This window comes from Vibrio sp. JPW-9-11-11, assembly GCF_013369335.1.
In the GTDB taxonomy this organism is placed as follows: domain Bacteria; phylum Pseudomonadota; class Gammaproteobacteria; order Enterobacterales; family Vibrionaceae; genus Vibrio.
Window position 1 is genome coordinate 19,404 of sequence record NZ_SZQJ01000008.1, and the last position, 22,771, is coordinate 42,174.

The window sequence follows — 22,771 nt, forward strand, 5'->3', positions numbered from 1 at the left end:
CAATAAAAAGAGTTACGCTCAATCAAAAAAGAGTGAGCGTAGTAATAGATTATGCGATTTTACAAACGTTCTTCGAGCCAAGGCTGAACGGTTTTGATCGCTTCAGGTAACGCGGCCACATCAGTACCACCGGCCTGAGCCATATCTGGACGACCACCACCTTTACCGCCCACTTGCTCTGCAACCATTTTTACAAGATCACCAGCTTTTACTTTACCCGTCAGATCTTTCGTCACACCTGCGATAAGGCCCACTTTCTCACCGGTCACGTTAGCAAGCAGGACAACACCGCTACCCATTTGGTTCTTGATGTCGTCTACCATAGTGCGCAGGTTTTTGCTATCTGCACCATCAAGAGCAGCAACCAACACTTTTACGCCGTTGATTTCTTGCGCTTTACCCATGATGTTGGCACTTTCTGCGGCAGCCATCTTGTCTTTCAGCTTTTGCACCTCTTTCTCAAGCGCTTTGGCTTTTTGAGCTGACTCAACAAGCTTCTCTTCGTACTGCGCAGTTTGCGCTTCGATTGCGTCTAACGCGGCTTCAGCCGTTACCGCTTCAATACGACGAATACCCGCTGCGATACCACCTTCTGATGTTATCTTGAACAGACCGATATCACCGGTGTTTGCTGCGTGAATACCACCACACAACTCAGTCGAGAACTCACCCATAGAGAGTACGCGCACTTCATCATCGTACTTCTCTCCGAATAGAGCCATCGCACCTTTTTGTTTCGCTGACTCGATATCCATGATGTTGGTTTCAATTATGTGGTTACGACGAATCTGCGCGTTAACCAAGCGCTCAACTTCTTTTAGTTCAGCGGGTGTGACCGCTTCTAAGTGTGAGAAGTCGAAACGCAGGTTTTCAGGTTTCACTAACGAGCCTTTCTGCGCTACGTGCTCACCAAGCACTTGGCGTAGTGCTGCATGAAGTAAGTGAGTAGCAGAATGGTTTAGAGAGATCGCCGCGCGACGCTGCGCATCGACCACCGCTTCAACTTCATCACCTTTAGCCAGAACACCCTCAGCCAAAACGCCGTGATGTGCGATAGCATTGCCCAGCTTTTGCGTGTCTTCGACATTGAATAGGCCTGATTGCGTTTTCAGCACTCCAGCATCACCACACTGACCACCAGATTCTGCATAGAATGGCGTTTCACCAAGGATGATGATCGCTTTATCACCGGCCGATAGGGATTGTGCCACTTCACCTTCAACGAAAATTTCCGCGATATGGCTGTTACCTTGCGTGCCTGTGTAACCGCAAAACTCAGTGTCAACGTCAGTCTTGATGGTTGCGTTGTAGTCCGTACCAAATTGGCCGGCTTCACGCGCGCGCTGACGCTGCTCTTCCATCGCTTTCTCGAAACCCGCTTCGTCGATAGTGAAATTACGCTCGCGAGCCACGTCGTTAGTTAAGTCAGCAGGGAAGCCGTAGGTGTCGTACAGCTTAAATACCGTATCACCATCGAGCTCTTTACCTTCAAGAGCATCCAGTGCTTCGTTGAGGATAATCATGCCGCGCTCCAGTGTGCGACCAAAGTTTTCCTCTTCGATACGAAGCACTTTTTCAACCAGCTCTTGCTGCTTCTTAAGCTCGTCAGCAGCACTGCCCATCACTTCAATCAATACAGCGACAAGTTTATGGAAGAATACGCCTTGTGCACCTAGCTTGTTACCGTGACGAACGGCGCGGCGGATAATGCGGCGCAACACGTAGCCACGCCCTTCGTTTGAAGGCATCACGCCATCTGCGATTAGGTACGCACAAGAGCGGATGTGGTCGGCAATCACGCGCAGCGATTGGTTGGATAGATCTTCGCAACCAACAACCTCTGCAGCAGCTTTGATTAGCTTTTGGAAAACATCGATTTCATAGTTTGAATGCACACCCTGCATGATGGCAGAGATACGTTCAATACCCATACCTGTATCAACAGCAGGCTTAGGCAGTGGTTCCATCGTGCCATCTGCATGACGGTTGAACTGCATAAATACGTTGTTCCAGATCTCGATGAAACGGTCACCGTCTTCTTCAGGTGTACCAGGGCGACCACCCCAGATGTGTTCACCATGATCGTAGAAAATTTCAGTACATGGACCACAAGGGCCTGTGTCACCCATTGTCCAGAAGTTATCTGACTCGAACTGCTTACCGCCTTCTTTGTCGCCGATACGCACGATACGATCAGCAGGTACGCCTACTTTTTTGTTCCAGATATCGAATGCTTCGTCATCTGTCTCGTATACCGTTACCAGTAGACGATCTTTGGGAAGCTGTAGCGTTTCAGTTAGGAATTCCCAAGCAAACGCGATTGCGTCTTCTTTAAAGTAATCACCGAAGCTGAAGTTACCTAGCATTTCAAAGAAAGTATGGTGACGAGCGGTAAAGCCAACGTTTTCAAGGTCGTTATGTTTACCACCCGCACGTACACAACGCTGAGCCGTAGTTGCTCGTGTGTAGGCACGCTTTTCAGCGCCTAAGAAGCAATCTTTAAATTGGTTCATACCTGCGTTAGTAAATAGCAGGGTTGGATCGTTATGTGGAACCAACGATGAACTGTCTACGATTTGGTGTCCTTTGCTTTCAAAGAACTTAAGGAACGCGTTACGAACCTCATCAGTGCTCATGTACATGCAGCTCTTCCTGAAAATAGTCGAGTTAGAATTTTGCGCTATTGTAGATCATGGCAAAGGCTACGACTAGTTTTCTCGCAGAAAAGAGCTGATTGAAGGTAGATTAGGGATTAAATCGTTAAATAGACGAGTTATTGAGGGTTAACCTTGCTCATCAAGGTTCAAAGCATAGCTGATTTGCTCAAAGCTATAGCCGCGATATTGCAGAAAACGGACTTGTTTGGCGTACTCTTTTTGGTCTTTAGCCCGGCTGCCTTTAAATTTCTTCTCCGCGGCCTGTTTTGCTAACTCAAACCAGTCTTGTGGCTCTTCACTCATTGCCGCTTCAATGACCGACTCTGCCACGCGCTTTTGGTTCAGTTCTTGCCTGATACGACGCTCACCGTGTCCTTTGTAAACATGTTGGCGAATCTGGCTTTTGGCATAGCGCAGATCATCTAAGTAGTTGTGGTCTAAGCAGAAGTTAACGGCGTCTTGAATCGCTTCTTCATCGTAGCCCTTCAAAGTGAGCTTTTGGTAGAGTTCATACTCACCATGATCCCTGCGGCTAAGCAGTTGGATAGCGGCTTCTTTGCTGGAAAGTGTCGGCGGTTTACGTTGAAACATAATCTCAATCTAGGATAGATATAACAAAGCCCCGCAATTGCAGGGCTTTAAGAAAAAAGAGAAGTTAGATTATAGCTCTTCTTGCTCTGGCATTTGGCCTAGCTCAGCATCATCCGGCTGAATTTCAGCTGGTGACAGTAGCATCTCGCGCAATTTCGCATCGATAGCTTGTGCAGCATCTGGGTTCTCACGTAGGAACTTACCTGCGTTTGCTTTACCTTGACCGATCTTATCACCGTTGTAGCTGTACCAAGCGCCTGCTTTTTCGATGAGCTTGTGCTTAACACCCAAGTCGATAAGTTCGCCTTCACGGTTGAAACCTTGGCCATACATGATTTGCGTTTCAGCTTGTTTGAATGGAGCAGCAATCTTGTTCTTAACAACCTTGATACGAGTTTCGTTACCCACGACTTCGTCGCCCTCTTTGATAGAACCAGTACGGCGAATATCAAGACGGACAGATGCGTAGAACTTAAGTGCGTTACCACCTGTAGTTGTTTCTGGGTTACCGAACATAACACCAATCTTCATACGGATTTGGTTGATGAAGATACACATACAGTTAGACTGCTTAAGGTTACCCGTTAGCTTACGCATTGCTTGAGAAAGCATACGTGCTTGCAGACCCATGTGGCTATCGCCCATTTCACCTTCGATTTCAGCTTTAGGTGTTAGTGCAGCTACTGAGTCAACAACCATAACGTCGATAGCGCCCGAGCGAGCTAGTGCATCACAGATCTCTAGCGCTTGTTCACCCGTATCTGGCTGAGAAACAAGCAGTGCATCGATATCAACACCTAACTTCTTAGCGTAAACGGGATCAAGTGCGTGCTCAGCATCGATAAATGCACAAGTCTTACCTTGTTTTTGCGCTGCAGCAATACACTCTAGAGTTAACGTTGTTTTACCTGAAGATTCTGGACCGTAAATCTCGACGATACGCCCCATAGGTAGACCACCAGCACCTAGCGCGATATCCAAAGAAAGTGAACCTGTAGAGATTGTTTCTACATCCATTGCGCGGTTGTCACCAAGGCGCATGATTGAACCTTTACCGAATTGCTTTTCAATCTGACCTAGCGCAGCGGCGAGCGCTTTCTGTTTGTTCTCGTCCATCACTTTCTCCAAATAATTCATCTAGTGCTGATGACTTTATCTTTAATTCTTAGTTTTAGCTCGAAGGCTAAACCGTCAACGCAAGCCATTATACTGTTGATTCATACAGTGTCCATAGTTTGGGCTATTTTTTTTGAAAACTATAATTATCTGTATGTTTTATATTACTTTTTGCTGTTAGTCCTGTTCCTTTTTCTATTTATCCAGCTTTTCACACAGTACTTGCATGGCTAACTCAACAGCCTGTTGGCGTACTTGCTGGCGGTCGCCATCTAAATGGAAAGTACGACTTTCTAACCAGCCATTTTTATCTGCCCACGCGAAACATACCGTCCCGACTGGTTTCTCCTCGCTGCCTCCACCAGGACCTGCAATCCCACTTATTGATACACCAATGCTGGCTGACGAGTGCTGCAGTGCACCCAACACCATTTCTTGCGCCGTCTCTTCACTCACGGCTCCGTGCTGATCTAGCGTCTGCGGTGTCACACCCAACATCTCAACTTTCGCTTGGTTGCTGTATGTGACGAAAGCCCGGTCGAACCACTGTGAGCTCCCAGCGACATCGGTAACCGCCGCTGAAACACCACCGCCAGTGCATGACTCTGCGGTCACAAAAAGGTGGTTGTGCTGCTTTAATAACTTACCTAATTTTTCTGCCCAGCCCATCGAGAGTCCTTACCATTGCCAAGTAGATCGAAGCTAACACTCTATCATTAACCGCTAATTTTATGAAAACACGCCACTTGTCGTCTAAACTTAACGCTCATATGCAACAGAACTCACTTTATTATATCCATTTGGAATGGTATTTATGTACAAGCAACTGCAGAGCTCCCAACGTACTTATCTCTACATTGTTTTTATCGCGATTCTCGCCAACTTGATGTTAGCGACGTACATCTACAAAAAAACCCAATCACTTAAGACGTTGCGCGATCAGCTAAACCAACAATATGTCGCGCAAATCACTATCAGCCAAACCATCTCTAACATCGAACGAGACCTCGGTTATGTAGGCTTTATTCACCACTTTAAGAACTTCGTTATTCGGCGTGACCTACGCTATTTCGAACGTGCCCGAGATAAATATTTGCTTCTAAAAAGCAACATCTACTTGCTGCAAACCTTAATTACAGACACACAGCTTAAGGCCAATGTCGACCAGCTCAATGCCACACTCGAAGAGTATTACCAAAAACTGCTTAAAGCGCGGCAAATAGGGTTAGAGAAGTCGGTCACCGAGCTCGATAACATCGTTAAAGTTGATGATACTCCAGCCTTAATCGCGCTAACCGCAATGCAAAACAGTGTGTTACCCAAAGTGGATGAGATACTTAACTCATCCAAAGACAAACTGGAACAGATTAACCTTTATATGTGGTTATTCAACCTGCTTCTGTTCCCGCTCATTATTGTCACAACCTGGTTCATTTTACGCGCAATTAAGCGCTCTCATTTCCTACTACAAGAACTTGGAGAGATCTTTGATGTTTCTCCGGACGGCATTCTCTACATTGACCACCAAGGGCACATTCTCGGAGCGAATAAAATGGCTTGTCAGCTGTTTCAGTACAGCAACCAAGAAATGAAGCAGCTCTCGGTTGAAGATCTCCTTGATCCAGCACTGAAAGACAAACATCGTCAATATCGTGACCAGTTTCAAACCAAACAACAGTCACGTCTAATGACAGATACGCGTCAGAAAATCATGGGGCTGACAAAGTATGGCGATCATGTTGAAGTGCAAATTGCCATTTCCTCAACCACCATTGGTAACGAACCACGCACTATCTGCGTGATTCGTGATATGAGTGAACAAAATGCGTTGAAACAAGTCGCAGAACTAGATTATTTAACCCACCTTCACAACCGTCGTAGCATTGACCAACTGTTATTTAAAGAGTTAGCTCGTTCAGAACGCAATCAAGCGCCAGTCTCTTTACTCTTGATTGATCTCGATAACTTCAAACAAGTTAACGATGAACTTGGTCACGCTGAAGGAGACGAAATACTGACACAAGTGGCGAACTTCTTGCGTGAAAATACTCGTACCTATGATTCCATTGGGCGTTGGGGCGGAGACGAGTTTGTTCTCATTTCTCCAGAGCTACATCAACAAGATGCACTCAATTACGCCACTCGGCTGATCGAGTCATTTCGAGCTTCGCCGATTGGTAACGGTCAACTGAGTTTAAGTATCGGCGTGGCGACTCACACCCCTGATTGCCCGTATGATTTGAACACCTTGTTTGAACATGCTGATCAGGCGCTCTACACCTCCAAACAGAGAGGCAAAGCGCAGGCCACCCATATCAAAGACCTAGAGTTAGAAAAATAACCTTACTCACGGTTATTCTCTCCACTCTGATTGCTCTTACTGCTGCTGTTTTGGTACCCTGCGGGGTAATTTGAACTGTTTGCTAACGACTGGTATGAAAGAGCAAAAACACACGCCTATGATGCAGCAATACCTCAAGCTTAAAGCTGAGAACCCCGATATTTTGCTGTTCTACCGCATGGGCGATTTTTATGAGCTATTTTACGATGATGCTAAACGCGCCTCTCAGCTATTGGATATTTCTCTAACCAAACGAGGCGCATCAGCGGGTGAACCTATCCCGATGGCTGGCGTGCCTTTTCATGCGGTTGAAGGCTATTTAGCAAAACTGGTTCAACTCGGTGAGTCCGTAGCAATTTGTGAGCAGATTGGCGACCCCGCCACCAGTAAAGGCCCGGTTGAACGTAAAGTTGTCCGCATTGTGACGCCTGGAACCGTAACCGATGAAGCTCTGCTTTCAGAGCGTTTAGATAACCTCATTGCCGCCATTTATTATCACAATGGTCAGTTTGGTTATGCGACTCTCGATGTGACATCTGGCCGTTTCCAACTGATGGAACCGGCAACAGAAGAAGCGATGGCGGCAGAGCTGCAACGCACTGCACCACGTGAGCTCTTATTTCCAGAAGACTTTGAACCGGTTCATTTAATGAATGGTCGCAATGGCAATCGCCGTCGCCCGGTCTGGGAGTTTGAACTTGATACAGCGAAACAGCAGCTCAACCAACAGTTCGGTACGAAAGATCTCGTCGGTTTCGGCGTCGAACAAGCCAAGTTAGGCTTATGTGCGGCGGGCTGTTTGATCCAGTATGTCAAAGACACCCAACGCACCGCTCTGCCCCATATCCGCTCTCTCACTTTTGACCGCCAAGATCATTCCGTGATTTTGGACGCCGCCACGCGTCGTAACTTAGAGATCACCCATAACCTGGCAGGCGGCACAGACAATACCTTGGCAGGAGTACTCGACCATACCGCCACCGCGATGGGTAGCCGTATGCTCAAGCGCTGGTTACACCAGCCGATGCGCGATATTGATACGCTCAATCACCGACTTGATGCCATCACAGAGATCAAAGAAACCGGCCAGTTTGCCGAGCTACACCCTGTGCTAAAACAAGTGGGCGATATTGAGCGTATTTTGGCGCGCTTGGCTCTGCGCAGCGCCAGACCACGAGATATGGCTCGACTGCGTTTTGCCATGCAGCAACTGCCTGAGCTGGCCGAATCGATGCGCTCGTTAAGTCATCCCTACTTGACCAAGCTAGCCCAATACGCGGCACCTATGGATGAGGTCTATGAGCTACTTGAGCGTGCGATCAAAGAGAATCCACCGGTCGTGATTCGCGATGGAGGTGTCATTGCCGAAGGTTATAACGCCGAGCTTGATGAATGGCGTAAGTTAGCAGACGGCGCGACGGAGTATCTCGAGAAACTTGAACAAGATGAGCGAGAGCGTCACGGCATCGATAGCCTTAAAGTTGGCTACAACAATGTGCACGGCTTCTTTATTCAGGTCAGTCGTGGGCAGAGTCACTTAGTGCCGCCTCACTACGTGCGCCGTCAAACGCTAAAAAACGCCGAACGTTACATTATTCCCGAGCTTAAAGAGCATGAGGATAAAGTTCTCAACTCAAAGTCAAAAGCACTCGCGCTTGAGAAGCAATTGTGGGAACAGTTGTTTGATCTCTTGCTGCCTCATTTAGAGCAGATGCAAAACCTCGCTTCCGCTTTGTCACAAATCGATGTATTACAAAACCTTGCAGAGCGCGCCGATAGCCTAGATTACTGCCGCCCAGTGTTGACCAAAGAAGTGGGAATCCAGATTCAAAATGGCCGTCACCCAGTGGTGGAACAAGTACTAGACGAGCCATTTATCGCCAACCCGATAGAGTTAGGCCCACAGCGCAAGATGCTGATTATTACAGGCCCTAATATGGGCGGTAAATCGACTTATATGCGTCAAACAGCCTTGATCGCATTGATGGCACACATAGGTTCTTACGTTCCTGCAGAATCGGCACAAATAGGCTCGGTGGACCGCATTTTCACCCGTATTGGGGCCTCTGATGATTTAGCATCAGGACGCTCAACCTTTATGGTCGAAATGACCGAAACCGCCAATATTTTGCATAACGCCACCGCCAATAGTTTAGTGTTAATGGATGAAATTGGGCGCGGTACCAGTACCTACGACGGTTTGTCTCTTGCCTGGGCTAGCGCTGAGTGGCTCGCCAAGCAGATTGGTGCGATGACACTGTTTGCGACCCACTATTTTGAACTAACCGAACTGCCTCATCTGCTTCCTGGGTTGGCTAACGTGCACCTCGATGCGGTTGAACATGGCGACAGCATCGCCTTTATGCATGCGGTGCAAGAAGGGGCGGCTAGTAAATCATACGGCCTTGCGGTTGCGGGGCTCGCTGGTGTTCCTAAGAGCGTAATCAAGAATGCGCGCGCGAAACTAACCCAGCTAGAACACATTGGCCAAATCGCAGACAGCGCCCCGCGAGGCACTGCGGTCGATATCGCCAATCAGTTAAGCTTGATTCCTGAAGCAAGTGAAGTCGAGCAGGCCCTAGCCAATATCGACCCAGACGATCTTACGCCAAGACAAGCGCTTGACGAGCTTTATCGATTGAGAAAACTCCTCTAAATAAAACGGCAGCCAAATGGCTGCCGTTTTTAATTGGTTCGAATGAGGTTAGAGTTTTCTTCTCAGTAACATCAGCGCGACTGATAGGAAAACCAGGCTCGGCATCACGGCACCAAACACCGGAGGGATACTATAAACCAGACTCAGCGGGCCAAAAAACTCGCTTGAAATATAGAAGGTAAAACCAGCAATGACGCCCGATAAAATTCGTGCTCCCATCGTCACGCTACGCAGTGGACCGAAAATAAACGACAGCGCCATCAACATCATCACTGCAATAGAGAACGGCTGAGTCACTTTGCGCCAAAACGCCAACTCATACCGGGAGGGATCTTGCTCAGATGCCTTTAAGTAACTGACGTAATCATATAGGCCGCCCAGAGAGAGCTCTTCCGGTTTTACCGTCACAACCGCCAGTTTGTCTGGTGCTAAAGACGTCGTCCAGCGGTACTCGGGCAGAGTTTGTTTGCGAATCTCCACTTCATCGACCATTTCAGTCACTTGGACATCTTTCATGATCCAAGTGTTATCGGATTCATACTCCACTTTAGCCGCGTGGATGATACTCTCAAGTTGCTTATCTTGGTCAAAACGCCACATGTTCATGGCGTAGATTTTGTCATCTTCAACTTTACCGATAAAAATAAAATCGTTGGCGTCGCGCGCCCACACCCCAGTACGCACTGATAAGATTGCGCCACCAGAAGTGGCAAATGCACGTAAGTCACGCGCCATTTTCTGTGCTTGTGGTGCGCCCCACTGACCCAACAAAGTAACAAGTACCATAAGTGGAACCGCCGTTTTGAGCACCGACATGCCGATATTCAGCTTGGAGAAGCCCGCTGCTTGCATCACCACCAGCTCCGAACTGGAAGCGAGCATACCGAGACCAATCAAGGCTCCCAATAGCGCGGCCATAGGGAAAAACATTTCGATATCACGCGGAATGCTCAGCAATACGTACATCAGCGCCTGAATTAGGTCGTACGTGCCCTGCCCCACTTTACGCAACTGCTCGACATACTTGATGATCGCAGATAGACCGACAAAAGTGGCGAGCACTAACGAAGTCGTGGCGATGATGGTTTTGCCGATATAGAGATCGAGAATTTTAAACACGACTTACGCTGCCTTTCTTTTTTGTCTAAGTTTATCTTTAAAGCGGCGAACAGGAATGCTGTCCATCGAGTTGATGCCAATTGCGGTTAGTAGCAAGGCAGCATTAATTGGCCACATACCAATCACAGCGGGTATAGAGCCATCTTCTAACGCAGACTTAGTCGCACTGATCGATAAAAAGTACGCCAAGTAGATCAAAATAGCTGGCCCCATTTTCGCAAACCGACCTTGACGCGGGTTCACCGCAGAAAGCGGCACAACCAGCATAGTCAGTAGCGGAATACACACCACCAGAGAGATACGCCATTGCAGTTCAGCTTGGGCGCGTGGGTCTGGGTTTTTAACCAACTCTAGGGTCGGAATCGCTTCCCAGTCGCGTCCTTTGGGTTTGACATCGCGTTGACCAATCAGCCCTTCGTACTGATCAAACTCGGTGATCATATAGTCAACCCGAGTCGGAACGCCCTCGTAACGCGTTCCATCATACATACGAATCACCTGACGCCCATCACTCAGCTCTTTGACTTCCCCCGATTGAGAGAAGGACACACTAGGCAAAATCGAATCACGCGGGCGCATTTGGGCAACAAACACATGCTTGAGCTGTTTGCCGTCGATGTCATCAATAAAGACTACCGAAGAGCCGTCAGGCGTGCCTTGGAAGTGACCCTTCTTAAGCAGATCGACACTGTTTTCTGCTTCGACTTCTTCTTGCAGTTGAACCAGCATATCTTGGCTGTACGGGGAAAAGACAAATGAGTTGAACCCCGCGATAGCACCGGTGATCACCGCAAGGTAGAGCGCAGCGCGAATCAGGAATTTGTTGCCAATCCCAGTCGCGTTCATGACTGTAATTTCACTTTCTGCGTACAGACGACCGAAAGTCAGCAAGATGCCTAAAAATAGACTCAATGGCAGCATGAGTAAGCCCATCGATGGCATGCTTAAAGCGACATAATGCATCACCAAACTTGCGGGAATATCGCCATCCGATGCATCGGCCAATACTTTGATCAACTTTTGGCTTAAGAACACCAAAAATAGGATAAAAAATATCGCCAATTGGCTTTTGAGTGTCTCGCGGATCAAATATCTAACAATAATCACGCTGAAATTACCTATACAAAACTTGTTTTTTTAATTGAATCACTATAATTTCCCGTTGAACCTTTTATTTTTAAATTTTTGGCTAACTGTTAATGCGCTTATTTAAGGATAGTTCCGAGTAAGGAATCAACAAGTAAGACGACATTATCTAACATTTAGTTCTATTTGTCTTCAGGATGTAGGAGTACGCATGGAGTTCAGTGTAAAAAGTGGCAGTCCAGAGAAGCAGCGCAGCGCATGTATCGTTGTCGGCGTGTTCGAGCCACGTCGCCTTTCTCCGGTTGCTGAGCAGCTCGACAAAATCAGCGATGGCTATATCAGTTCACTGCTTCGTCGCGGTGATCTAGAAGGAAAACCGGGGCAAATGCTCCTACTTCATCAAGTACCAGGTGTGTTATCTGAGCGCGTGTTGCTGGTCGGTTGTGGTAAAGAGCGCGAGCTGGGTGAGCGTCAGTATAAAGAAATCATTCAAAAAACCATCAATACCCTTAACGAAACAGGCTCTATGGAAGCCGTCTGCTTCCTCACAGAGCTGCACGTGAAGGGCCGCGATACTTACTGGAAAGTGCGTCAAGCCGTTGAAGCAACCAAAGATGGTCTGTACACCTTTGACCAGTTTAAAACGGTTAAACCTGAAACTCGCCGCCCACTACGCAAACTGGTATTCAACGTGCCAACTCGTCGCGAGCTGAACTTAGGTGAAAAAGCCATTGCTCACGGTTTGGCTATCGCATCGGGTGTGAAAGCGTCGAAAGACTTAGGCAACATGCCACCAAATGTAGCAAACCCGGCTTACCTTGCTTCTCAAGCGCGCCGTCTCGCAGATGATTACGAAACCATCACCACGAAGATCATCGGTGAGCAAGAGATGGAAAAATTGGGCATGACCTCATACCTAGCGGTCGGTCGTGGCTCTAAAAATGAATCTATGATGTCTATCATGGAGTACAAGGGCAACCCAGATCCAGAAGCAAAACCAATCGTTCTTGTCGGTAAAGGTCTAACCTTCGATTCAGGCGGTATTTCACTTAAGCCAGGCGAAGGCATGGATGAGATGAAATACGACATGTGTGGTGCTGCATCAGTATTCGGTACCATGAAAGCACTGGCAAAACTAAACCTTCCAATTAATGTGGTTGCGGTTCTGGCTGGTTGTGAAAACATGCCAGGCAGCAATGCGTACCGCCCAGGTGACATCCTCACCACTATGTCTGGTCAAACGGTAGAAGTGCTCAATACTGACGCTGAAGGCCGTCTAGTACTGTGTGATGCATTAACTTATGTTGAGCGCTACGAGCCTGAGTGTGTGGTTGACGTAGCAACGCTAACGGGTGCGTGTGTTATCGCACTAGGCCATCATATCAGTGGTGTAATCTCGAACCACAACCCGCTTTCTCACGAGCTAGTGAATGCTTCTGAGCAAGCAAGTGACCGTGCATGGCGTCTACCTATGGCAGACGAGTACCACGAGCAACTGAAGAGCCCATTTGCGGATATGGCAAACATCGGTGGCCGCCCAGGCGGTACAATTACCGCTGGCTGTTTCCTATCTAAGTTCGCCAAGAAGTACCACTGGGCGCACGTCGACATTGCCGGTACCGCTTGGAAATCAGGCGCAGCCAAAGGCTCTACAGGCCGTCCTGTCTCTATGCTTGTCCAATTCCTGCTTAACCGCAGTGGCCAAGAGACAGAGGAATAATCCTCACAATCTTAAAAAGGGCCGCAAGGCCCTTTTTTGTCGGCATAGGAAAATGAATGACCAAGGCAACCTTTTACATTGTTCAACCCGACTCAGCGCAAGCGAACAGACTTGGGTTTGCTCACTACGTACTGTTTCTTGCTCAGCATTTTGCTAAACAAGGGGCTAAGGTCTATCTCAACTGCAATGATAAAGGGCACGCTGAACAGATTGCCGAAGTTTTCTGGCAAGTCGATGCCAGTCAGTTTATTGCCCATAATTTGGTTGGCGAAGGGCCCAAATATGGCACCAATATCGAAATCGGTCATCAGGGAGTGAAACCCTCTTGGAATCGACAGTTAGTAATAAATTTGGCGGAAAATGAGACAACCTTTGCGAACAAGTTTGCTGAGGTGGTAGACTTCGTCCCTTGCGAAGAAAAAGCCAAGCAACTGGCGCGAGAAAGATATAAAATCTACCGTCAAGCGGGCTATCAGCTACAAACGATCGAGATCGAACACAGCTAACAGCAACAAACACAACCGGTCAATCCTTATAGTTAAGGCGATCTTGTCAGAGATCCCTCACTTATAAAGATTGACAGAGATTAATTTCAACCAGAACCAATCCTCTAAATATTTGGGTTTAGAGCAAGGCAACAAATGAGCAAATCCCTATGAATATACAAGTAGTATTTGATTAGGGTTTGCGAATGCAGTTAACGCAGCTATCAGCCCAAATATGACGAGGAAGTACGAGCGCTATGGAAAAGACATATAACCCAACTTCAATTGAACAAGCTTTATATCAAGCTTGGGAAGAGAAAGGCTACTTCAAGCCACACGGTGACACGACCAAAGAATCATACTCAATCATGATCCCACCACCGAACGTCACTGGTAGCCTACACATGGGCCACGCATTCCAAGATACCATCATGGATACTCTGATCCGCGCAGAGCGTATGAAAGGTAAAAACACCCTTTGGCAAGTCGGTACAGACCACGCTGGTATTGCAACTCAAATGGTTGTTGAGCGTAAGATCGCGGCTGAAGAAGGCAAAACCAAGCACGATTACGGTCGTGATGCATTCATCGACAAAATCTGGGAATGGAAAGGCGAGTCTGGTGGCACTATCACTAAACAGCTTCGTCGTTTAGGTGCATCGGTAGACTGGGACCGTGAGCGTTTCACAATGGACGACGGCCTATCGAACGCGGTTCAAGAAGTGTTTGTACGTCTGTACGAAGAAGACCTAATCTACCGCGGTAAGCGTCTGGTTAACTGGGATCCAAAACTGCACACAGCGATCTCGGATCTAGAAGTAGAGAATAAAGACAAAAAAGGCCACATGTGGCACTTCCGTTACCCACTAGCAGACGGCGTTAAAACAGCGGAAGGCAAAGACTACATCGTAGTCGCAACCACTCGTCCTGAAACTATGCTGGGCGATACTGGTGTTGCGGTTAACCCAGAAGATCCTCGCTACAAAGATCTGATCGGTAAAGAAATCATTCTTCCTGTTGTTGATCGCCGTATCCCTATCGTGGGCGACGAGCACGCCGATATGGAAAAAGGCACTGGCTGTGTGAAAATTACCCCTGCGCACGACTTCAACGACTACGAAGTGGGTAAACGCCACCAGCTACCAATGATCAACATCCTGACTTTCAACGCAGACATCCGTGATGCCGCTGAAGTATTCACCACCAACGGTGAAGCAAGTGACGCTTATTCAACCGATATTCCAACCAAATACCAGGGTATGGAGCGTTTTGCTGCGCGTAAAGCGATCGTGGCTGAGTTTGATGAACTAGGTCTTCTGGAAGAAGTTAAAGATCACGATCTGACGGTTCCTTATGGTGACCGTGGTGGTGTGGTGATTGAGCCAATGCTAACTGACCAGTGGTACGTACGTACTGCACCTCTTGCAGAAACGGCAACCAAAGCGGTTGAAGATGGTGAAATTCAATTCGTTCCTAAGCAGTACGAAAACATGTACTTCTCTTGGATGCGCGACATTCAAGACTGGTGTATCTCTCGTCAGCTTTGGTGGGGTCACCGCATTCCAGCATGGTACGACAACGACGGTAACGTCTACGTAGGCCGCACTGAAGAAGAAGTTCGTGCTAACAACAACCTAGCGCCAGTTGTGGTTCTACGCCAAGACGACGACGTACTGGATACTTGGTTCTCTTCTGCACTATGGACCTTCGGAACTCAAGGCTGGCCAGAAAACACTGACGATCTGAAGACATTCCACCCTTCAGACGTACTTGTGACTGGTTTCGACATCATCTTCTTCTGGGTTGCTCGCATGATCATGATGACGATGCACTTCTGTAAAGATGAAAACGGTAAGCCACAAGTACCATTTAAAACGGTATACGTTACTGGTCTAATCCGCGACGAGAACGGCGACAAGATGTCTAAGTCTAAGGGTAACGTTCTTGACCCAATCGACATGATTGACGGCATCGATCTTGAGTCTCTTGTTGAAAAGCGCACCGGTAACATGATGCAGCCTCAACTTGCAGCGAAGATCGAGAAAAACACGCGCAAGACATTTGAAAACGGTATCGAACCATACGGTACTGACGCACTACGCTTCACTCTTGCTGCTATGGCTTCTACTGGCCGTGACATCAACTGGGATATGAAGCGTCTGGAAGGTTACCGTAACTTCTGTAACAAGCTATGGAACGCAAGCCGTTACGTACTGATGAATACAGAAGATCAAGACTGTGGCTTCAACGGTGGTGAGATTGAATATTCACTCGCAGACAAGTGGATCGAGTCTCAGTTTGAGCTAGCAGCGAAAGAGTTCAATGGTCACATTGATAACTTCCGTCTGGATATGGCTGCAAACACAATCTACGAGTTCATCTGGAACCAATTCTGTGACTGGTACCTAGAGCTGACTAAGCCAGTTCTTTGGAAAGGTAACGAAGCTCAGCAACGTGGTACGCGTCGCACGCTAATCACCGTTCTAGAAAAGACACTTCGTCTAGCGCACCCAGTGATCCCATACATCACAGAAACTATCTGGCAGAGCGTTAAGCCATTGGTTGACGGTGTTGAAGGTGAGACAATCATGCTTCAAGCACTACCTCAATTCGACGAAGCGAACTTCAACCAAGCAGCGCTTGATGACATCGAATGGGTGAAGTCATTCATCACTAGCATCCGTAACCTACGTGCTGAATACGACATCAACCCAGGTAAGCCACTTGATGTGATGCTAAAAGCGGCCAGCGAAGAAGACGCTGCTCGTCTTGAAGCGAACAAGCAAGTGCTTGTTTCTCTAGCGAAGCTTGAGTCTGTACGCGTACTGGAAGCAGGTGAAGAAACACCAGCATGTGCAACGGCGTTGGTGGCTAAGTCTGAGCTGATGATCCCTATGGCGGGTCTTATCGACAAAGACGCTGAGCTTGCTCGTCTCGATGGCGAAATCAAGAAGACTCACGGTGAAATCAAGCGTATCGAAGGTAAGCTAGGTAACCAAGGCTTCGTTGCGAAAGCACCAGAAGCGGTGGTTGCCAAAGAGCGTGAGAAGCTAGAAGGCTACAAAGAGACCCTAGTGAAGCTTGAAGAGCAGAAAGCGACGATTGCTGCGCTATAAAACAAAACGTTGATTTGAAACAAGGGCCAGTCATTGAGACTGGCCTTTTTATTTGCTTGAAATATATTTGTAATAGCTCGTGTAGCTAGGTGTTATCTTCTAATATTGTAAGAGATTACCGAGGGAGACGTTATGCGATTTGGCATCCTAGTATTGAGCTCTTTTCTTATGATCGCCAATTCTGCCTTTGCGAGCGATGACAGTAAAATCGTTAAGATCGCAGCGGGTAATTGGCCACCATTTATTGGCGAGCAACTTGAAGGATTTGGTCAGGTTGGCAAAACCATTAAAGAGATTTTCGCTGCTCAAGGCTATCAGGTCGAGTTTCACTTCTATCCTTGGAAAAGAGCCTATAAAAAAGCCAGTGAAGGGGAATATGTTGCAACTGCAGTGTGGATGTATGCCGAAGAGCGCACAGAGTTTTTCCACTACAGCGACCCTGTCGCTCAGGAAAAGTTTGTCTTTTTTCACCGACGAGATAATCCGTTTGAATGGCAATCGTTGTTAGATCTTCAAGGCAAGTTACTGGGTGGTGGACTTGGATATAGTTATGGCGCTGAGCTCGACCAGTTATTGGAGAGCAATCAAGTGAGTATCAACCGAGTTGAGACGCCTGCCAAAGCGTTTCAATTGCTGAAATATCGTCGGGTCGATATCGTCCCCGAAGAGAGGCACATTGGTTTGTTCACACTGAGCAAGCTACCGATCGAGCAACAGCAATTGATCACCTTCCACCCAAAACCTTTTTTGACTAACGACAGCTACTTACTGTTTTCCAAAGCGCACCCGCAAGCCGAAGCCTTGATGGCAATTTTCAACCAAGGGCTGGCTGAACGAAACGCTGGCGATAATCTATAGGGTCTGTTGACCTAGCGTCTATACCACCCGGTTGTGCTCTTTACCTTCAAGAAACGCGGCAATATTCTCGATCAGGATGTCAGCTAGTTTTTGGATAGCCGAGTCGCTGCCCCAGGCGACATGTGGTGTCAACAGCAAGTTCGGCAGATGCATATTAGCGATCAACGAATTGGATTCATCGGCTGGTTCATCGGTAAAGACATCGACTCCCGCTGCGCAAATTCCCCCCTGCTTGAGCGCATCGACCAGCGCTTCTTCATCAACTAAACCGCCACGGCCAGTGTTAATCACAACGCTGCTCGATTTCATGCTCGCGAGCTCTTGGCGACCAATTAAGTGACGCGTCTCATCGTTAAGCGGGCAATGCAAGGTAATGACATCCGACAAAGCCAGCACGCGCTCAAACGGTAAAAAGCCGTCGCGACACTGAGCCGCCCCTTTGCGTTCGGCAAACAACACATTCATCCCCACCGCTTTAGCTAAACGCGCGGTCGCTTGCCCCAAGGCACCGCTGCCAATAATACCTAACGTCGCCCCCGCCACATCACGAATGGGATGGGTAAAAAAACAAAACTGTTTATGACGCTGCCATTCACCTGCGGCAATATCATTGTGATAGCCTTTTAAGTTTCGCTTAAGCGCGAAGATCATCGCTAGCACATGCTCGGGAACCGACTGAGTGGCATAGCCACGGATGTTTGTCACTGCAATACCAAACTCATCGCAAGCGTCAATATCCACGTTGTTGATCCCGGTCGCGGCAACCGCAATCATCTTAAGGTTGGGCAGTTGCATCAATATCGAGCGATCCAATACGACTTTATTGGTGATCGCGATTTGCGCAGGTTGGAGACGATCGACGACCTCGCCTGGCGCGGTGAAATCATACTCAAGCCATTGATGTTCAAACGGCAGATGTGGCAGTTGGATTTGAGTGGGAATGGTAGCGCGATCAAGAAAAACAATCGTCGGCAGCGACATAGAACCTCCGTGTAGCCGCCTTATAATCCGATTATGGGTGCGGCAGTGTTTTGTAGTCTGGTAATTCTGGCATAGGGGAAAAAAAGTTAAAGACTATCGGACTCGCTTCAAGATAGAAGTCACATGGAACAAACAGACTACGTAAAGTCTGACACTGTGGATGATAGAAACTCAGTTCAGTCGCGTGCAGCGCCAGTCGTGATGACACACTGAACGCCTCCCCCGTGGAATAGAATTCGTCACCTACAATCGGATGGCCCAAGGCCTGCATATGAACACGAAGCTGGTGCGAGCGCCCAGTGATCGGCAGCAGGCGCACGATTGATGTCTTCGCTTCACGCTTCACCACTTGATAACGAGTCTGGGAAGGCTTGCCATGTTCAAAACAGACTTTTTGTTTTGGTCTGTTTGGCCAGTCACCAATCAGGGGTAAGTCTACTTCACCTTCAGCTTGCTCTGGGTGTCCCCAAACACGCGCGTAGTACACCTTATGCGTCAGACGATACTGAAACTGCTTTTTGAGCGAACGCTCCGCTTCTTTGTTCTTCGCCAAAACCATCAAACCAGACGTATCCATATCGAGTCGATGTACCACTTGGATATCAGGATAGGTTTCGACCAGTCGCGACCACACACTGTCGTAGTGCTGCTCCAAGCGCCCCGGAACCGACAACAAACCAGATGGTTTGTTCACCGCCAAGATCTGCTCATCTTCAAATATGATGTCAACCCAAGGTTCTCTCGGAGGGTTGTACTCTGTCATAGCCATACTACTACCTAATAAAAACCCAGCGTGATGCTGGGCTTCATCTTGTCAAACGGATAGCGGTTAGTTGTGAGAAACCACGATCATACGTAAAGAATCCAATTGATATTGCGCTTGGCTAATATAACCCGTGAGCTGCTTGATTTGAGCGTCAATGGCTTCAATCTCTTCGTCACGGATATTCGGGTTCACCGCCTTCAGCGATTGCAAACGCTCGAGTTCACTGTTTAAGCTTACTTGCATCTCTTGTTGTGCTTGCTGGCGAATAGCATCGACTTTCTCCACCACTAGCTTGTCACCCGCCTCAATCAATTGATGAACCTGAGTTTGTACCGACGCCACTAACTTAGTGGCAATATGGCGGCCAACAGGGCTCAACTGACGGTTGAAGCTTTCAAACTCTACCTGAGAAGAGAGGTCATTCCCTTTACCATCGAGCATGATACGAATAGGCGTGGTCGGCAGAAAACGACCAATACCGCTGCGTTTCGGCGCCTGCGCATCCACTTTATAGACGAGCTCAAGCAACATGGTGCCCACAGGCAACGCCTTATTCTTCAACAGAGATACCGCAGCCGTTCCCACACCCTCGCTCATAAGCAGATCAATCCCGCCTTGAATCATCGGGTGCTCCCAACTGATAAAGTGCATATCTTCGCGAGATAATGCGGTTTCTCGGTCAAAGGTGATCGTAGCTCCTTCGTAAGGCAAGCCTGGATAACTTGGCACCAACATGTGCTCAGACGGCGTTACCACCAGAGCATTCTCACCTTTGTCATCTTGATCTAAACCAATCGTATCAAACAGGCTCAATGCAAACGTGACTAGATTGGTATCGCCATCCGTTGAGGCGATGTTCTCAACTATCGCTTGCGCTTTTTCACCGCCATTCGAATGCATTTCCAATAGGCGATCACGACCCTGCTCTAACTGCGCTTTAAGCGCTTTGTTCATCACGGCAGATTCTGCAATCACCTCATCAAGCTCTGTTGTATCGCCTGAAGCCAGCATTTCAATCAAGCGGTCAGCGTATTTGTCGTACACTGTTCGACCAGTCGGACACGTTTCAGCAAACGCATTCAAACCTTCATCGAACCAACGCGCTAGGATGGCCTGCGAAGTGCCTTGCAGGTAAGGAACATGAATATCGATATCGCGATTTTGGCCAATTCGGTCCAAACGACCAATACGTTGCTCGAGCAAGTCTGGGTTAAACGGCAGATCGAACATCACCAGTTGATTGGCAAACTGGAAGTTACGACCTTCAGAGCCAATCTCACTACAGATCAGCACCTGAGCGCCGCCCTCTTCTTGCGCAAAGTAAGCCGCTGCTTTATCGCGCTCAAGAATCGACATCCCTTCATGAAATACCGTTGCACGAATACCTTCACGCTCACGCAACGCTTGCTCAAGCTGCAAAGCGGTACTTGCGCGCGAAGCGATCACCAAAATTTTCTCGCTACGCTTTTCGGTAATTTTCTCAAGTAACCAGTTCACTCGGCTATCAAACTGCCACCAGCTTGACTCCTCACCTTCAAACTCTTGGAAGATTTCTTCCGGGTATAAGTTTTTCACAGCGCGAGCTTCTGCACTCATTTTGCCACCGATCATGCCAGAGACACGCATTGATGTGGTGTACTGCTGAGGAATTGGCATCGGTAGTAAGTTTACATTGCGTTTAGGGAACCCCTTAATCGCGGCACGTGTGTTACGGAACAAAACACGCCCAGTACCGTGACGATCCATCAGGTTGTCGATCAGCTCCTGGCGCGCCGCCGCTTTCTCTTCCTCGCTTGAATCACTCTCAATGATTCTAAATAACGGTTCAACATCTTGTTCAGAAAGCAGTTCGGTGATCTGGTTTTTCGCATCGTTCTCTAGCTTTTGACCAGAGAATAGTGCGCTGACTGAATCGGCCACGGGCGCATATTGCTCTTCTTCCTTAACGAACTCTTGGTAATCAAAGAAACGATCTGAATCGAGCAGACGTAGGCGGGCAAAGTGACTCTCACGGCCCAGCTGTTCTGGCGTTGCAGTAAGCAGCAACACGCCAGGTGTACGCTCCGCTAAGCCTTCAACCACTTGGTATTCACGGCTTGGCTTTTCAGGGCTCCACTCTAGGTGATGCGCTTCATCAACAACCAGTAAGTCCCACTCGCCTTCTAGCGCTTGTTCAAAGCGTTTGCGGCTCTTGCGTAAGAAGTCGAGAGAGCAGAGGACATATTGCTGAGTATCAAACGGATTGTCAGAATCGGCGAACGCTTCGATGCAGCGCTCTTCGTCAAAAATAGAGAAATGAAGATTGAAACGACGCATCATTTCCACCAGCCATTGATGCTGCAGCGTTTCTGGGACAACGATTAAGATCCGCTCCGCACGACCGGCCAACACCTGTTGGTGAATGATCATGCCTGCTTCAATGGTTTTACCTAGCCCAACTTCATCAGCCAAAAGTACGCGAGGGGCGTGACGACGCCCCACCTCATGCGCGATGTACAGCTGATGAGGAATCAAACCTGCACGCATACCACACAGGCCACGCATTGGGCTTTTGTGTTGTTCGTATTGGTTCATTAGTGCACGATAACGGAGCACAAAGTTATCCATACGGTCGATCTGACCCGCATACAACTTGTCTTGGGGCTTGTTAAAACGGATCTGGTTGCTGAGCATAATTTCCCGTAGCGCAACCTCTTCACCGTTGTCTTCTCGGGTGCCCAAATAGGTGTATAACCCTTGATCTTCGACCACTTGCTCAACGGAAAGCGACCAACCCTCTTGACTCTCTATTACATCACCAAGGTTAAAGGTCACACGGGTCACCGGCGCATCGTTGCGAGCGTAAACTCGGTTCTCTTCAGAAGCGGCAAACATGAGTGTTACCGTTCGAGCATCTAATGCCACAACGGTTCCTAAACCAAGGTCACTCTCTGTATCGCTAATCCAGCGCTGGCCCAAAGCAAATGTCATGAATCGACTACCTCATCTATTTTGATTCGAAAATGGGTCTATAAATCTTAGTTGTTCTGACGCAACTTGAAAGGCAACTGACGCGGAAAATATGGGCCAGTCGTTGCGTCAAAAAAGGCCGCTAATCTTACTTGAAGCTGTGATATTGGTCACGTACAAAGGCCGCAAAAAGCCACTTTTTTTTACCGGAGTGGGAGATGACATCAAAGTGTAAAAAATCAATGGCATTTCTAATCTAGAGCGTGGTGAAACCACCTTATACTTTAGAGTGAGTGACCTCATCGAGTGTCAACTTTCTGGCTGGCACAA

General features: G+C 48.0%; 15 protein-coding genes. 6 read left to right on the forward strand and 9 right to left on the reverse strand.

All coding sequences use genetic code 11. The annotated features are described in order from the left end of the window. Positions 1-59: 59 nt before the first annotated feature. The 4 genes from alaS to FCU94_RS11635 all read right to left on the reverse strand — a co-directional run bounded on the left by alaS (position 60) and on the right by FCU94_RS11635 (position 5,033). Positions 60-2,642 carry an alanine--tRNA ligase gene (alaS, locus tag FCU94_RS11620; RefSeq protein ID WP_176288700.1) on the reverse strand — a complete coding sequence of 861 codons (2,583 nt, stop codon included), beginning with the start codon at positions 2,640-2,642 and terminating at the stop codon, positions 60-62. Between the two features lie 141 nt (positions 2,643-2,783). Further along, positions 2,784-3,248, reverse strand: coding sequence for a recombination regulator RecX (gene recX, locus FCU94_RS11625; RefSeq protein ID WP_176288701.1), 465 nt, complete (start codon positions 3,246-3,248; stop codon positions 2,784-2,786). 69 nt (positions 3,249-3,317) lie between these two features. Further along, positions 3,318-4,364 carry a recombinase RecA gene (recA, locus tag FCU94_RS11630; RefSeq protein ID WP_038209499.1) on the reverse strand — a complete coding sequence of 349 codons (1,047 nt, stop codon included), beginning with the start codon at positions 4,362-4,364 and terminating at the stop codon, positions 3,318-3,320. A 195-nt stretch (positions 4,365-4,559) separates the two neighbouring features. Further along, positions 4,560-5,033 (reverse strand): CinA family protein, encoded by a 474-nt coding sequence (locus tag FCU94_RS11635; RefSeq protein WP_176288702.1) that lies wholly within the window; start codon positions 5,031-5,033, stop codon positions 4,560-4,562. 145 nt (positions 5,034-5,178) lie between these two features. On the opposite strand from FCU94_RS11635, the gene FCU94_RS11640 reads away from it, so the two are divergent. Both FCU94_RS11640 and mutS read left to right on the forward strand, forming a co-directional pair. After that, positions 5,179-6,705 (forward strand): sensor domain-containing diguanylate cyclase, encoded by a 1,527-nt coding sequence (locus tag FCU94_RS11640; RefSeq protein ID WP_176288703.1) that lies wholly within the window; start codon positions 5,179-5,181, stop codon positions 6,703-6,705. Positions 6,706-6,799: 94 nt separating this feature from the next. Then, positions 6,800-9,361 carry a DNA mismatch repair protein MutS gene (mutS, locus tag FCU94_RS11645; RefSeq protein WP_176288704.1) on the forward strand — a complete coding sequence of 854 codons (2,562 nt, stop codon included), beginning with the start codon at positions 6,800-6,802 and terminating at the stop codon, positions 9,359-9,361. A gap of 48 nt (positions 9,362-9,409) precedes the next feature. Here the strand turns inward: mutS and lptG are convergent, their stop codons facing one another. Together lptG and lptF are read right to left on the reverse strand one after the other, a co-directional pair. Further along, positions 9,410-10,480 (reverse strand): LPS export ABC transporter permease LptG, encoded by a 1,071-nt coding sequence (gene lptG / locus FCU94_RS11650; protein ID WP_176288705.1) that lies wholly within the window; start codon positions 10,478-10,480, stop codon positions 9,410-9,412. A 3-nt stretch (positions 10,481-10,483) separates the two neighbouring features. Continuing rightward, complete coding sequence (gene lptF / locus FCU94_RS11655) at positions 10,484-11,587, reverse strand: LPS export ABC transporter permease LptF (protein ID WP_176288706.1); 1,104 nt, start codon at positions 11,585-11,587, stop codon at positions 10,484-10,486. Positions 11,588-11,777: 190 nt separating this feature from the next. On the opposite strand from lptF, the gene pepA reads away from it, so the two are divergent. The 4 genes from pepA (at position 11,778) to FCU94_RS11675 (ending at position 17,745) form a co-directional block, all read left to right on the forward strand. Continuing rightward, complete coding sequence (gene pepA, locus FCU94_RS11660; protein WP_176288707.1) at positions 11,778-13,286, forward strand: leucyl aminopeptidase; 1,509 nt, start codon at positions 11,778-11,780, stop codon at positions 13,284-13,286. A gap of 56 nt (positions 13,287-13,342) precedes the next feature. Beyond that, positions 13,343-13,792 carry a DNA polymerase III subunit chi gene (locus tag FCU94_RS11665; RefSeq protein WP_176288708.1) on the forward strand — a complete coding sequence of 150 codons (450 nt, stop codon included), beginning with the start codon at positions 13,343-13,345 and terminating at the stop codon, positions 13,790-13,792. Positions 13,793-14,028: 236 nt separating this feature from the next. Further along, positions 14,029-16,887 carry a valine--tRNA ligase gene (locus FCU94_RS11670; RefSeq protein ID WP_176288709.1) on the forward strand — a complete coding sequence of 953 codons (2,859 nt, stop codon included), beginning with the start codon at positions 14,029-14,031 and terminating at the stop codon, positions 16,885-16,887. Between the two features lie 132 nt (positions 16,888-17,019). Next, entirely contained in the window at positions 17,020-17,745 is a 726-nt protein-coding gene (locus FCU94_RS11675; RefSeq protein WP_176288710.1) for a substrate-binding periplasmic protein, read from the forward strand. 18 nt (positions 17,746-17,763) lie between these two features. On the opposite strand, the gene FCU94_RS11680 is transcribed toward FCU94_RS11675, so the two are convergent. From FCU94_RS11680 to rapA, 3 genes are read right to left on the reverse strand one after another with little or no spacing between them, the layout of a single operon-like run. Next, positions 17,764-18,726 carry a D-2-hydroxyacid dehydrogenase gene (locus FCU94_RS11680; RefSeq protein ID WP_176288711.1) on the reverse strand — a complete coding sequence of 321 codons (963 nt, stop codon included), beginning with the start codon at positions 18,724-18,726 and terminating at the stop codon, positions 17,764-17,766. 31 nt (positions 18,727-18,757) lie between these two features. Continuing rightward, complete coding sequence (gene rluA / locus FCU94_RS11685; RefSeq protein ID WP_176288712.1) at positions 18,758-19,495, reverse strand: bifunctional tRNA pseudouridine(32) synthase/23S rRNA pseudouridine(746) synthase RluA; 738 nt, start codon at positions 19,493-19,495, stop codon at positions 18,758-18,760. A 60-nt stretch (positions 19,496-19,555) separates the two neighbouring features. Continuing rightward, on the reverse strand, positions 19,556-22,462 hold the full coding sequence (gene rapA / locus FCU94_RS11690) for an RNA polymerase-associated protein RapA (protein ID WP_176288713.1): 2,907 nt from the start codon (positions 22,460-22,462) through the stop codon (positions 19,556-19,558). Positions 22,463-22,771: the final 309 nt, after the last annotated feature.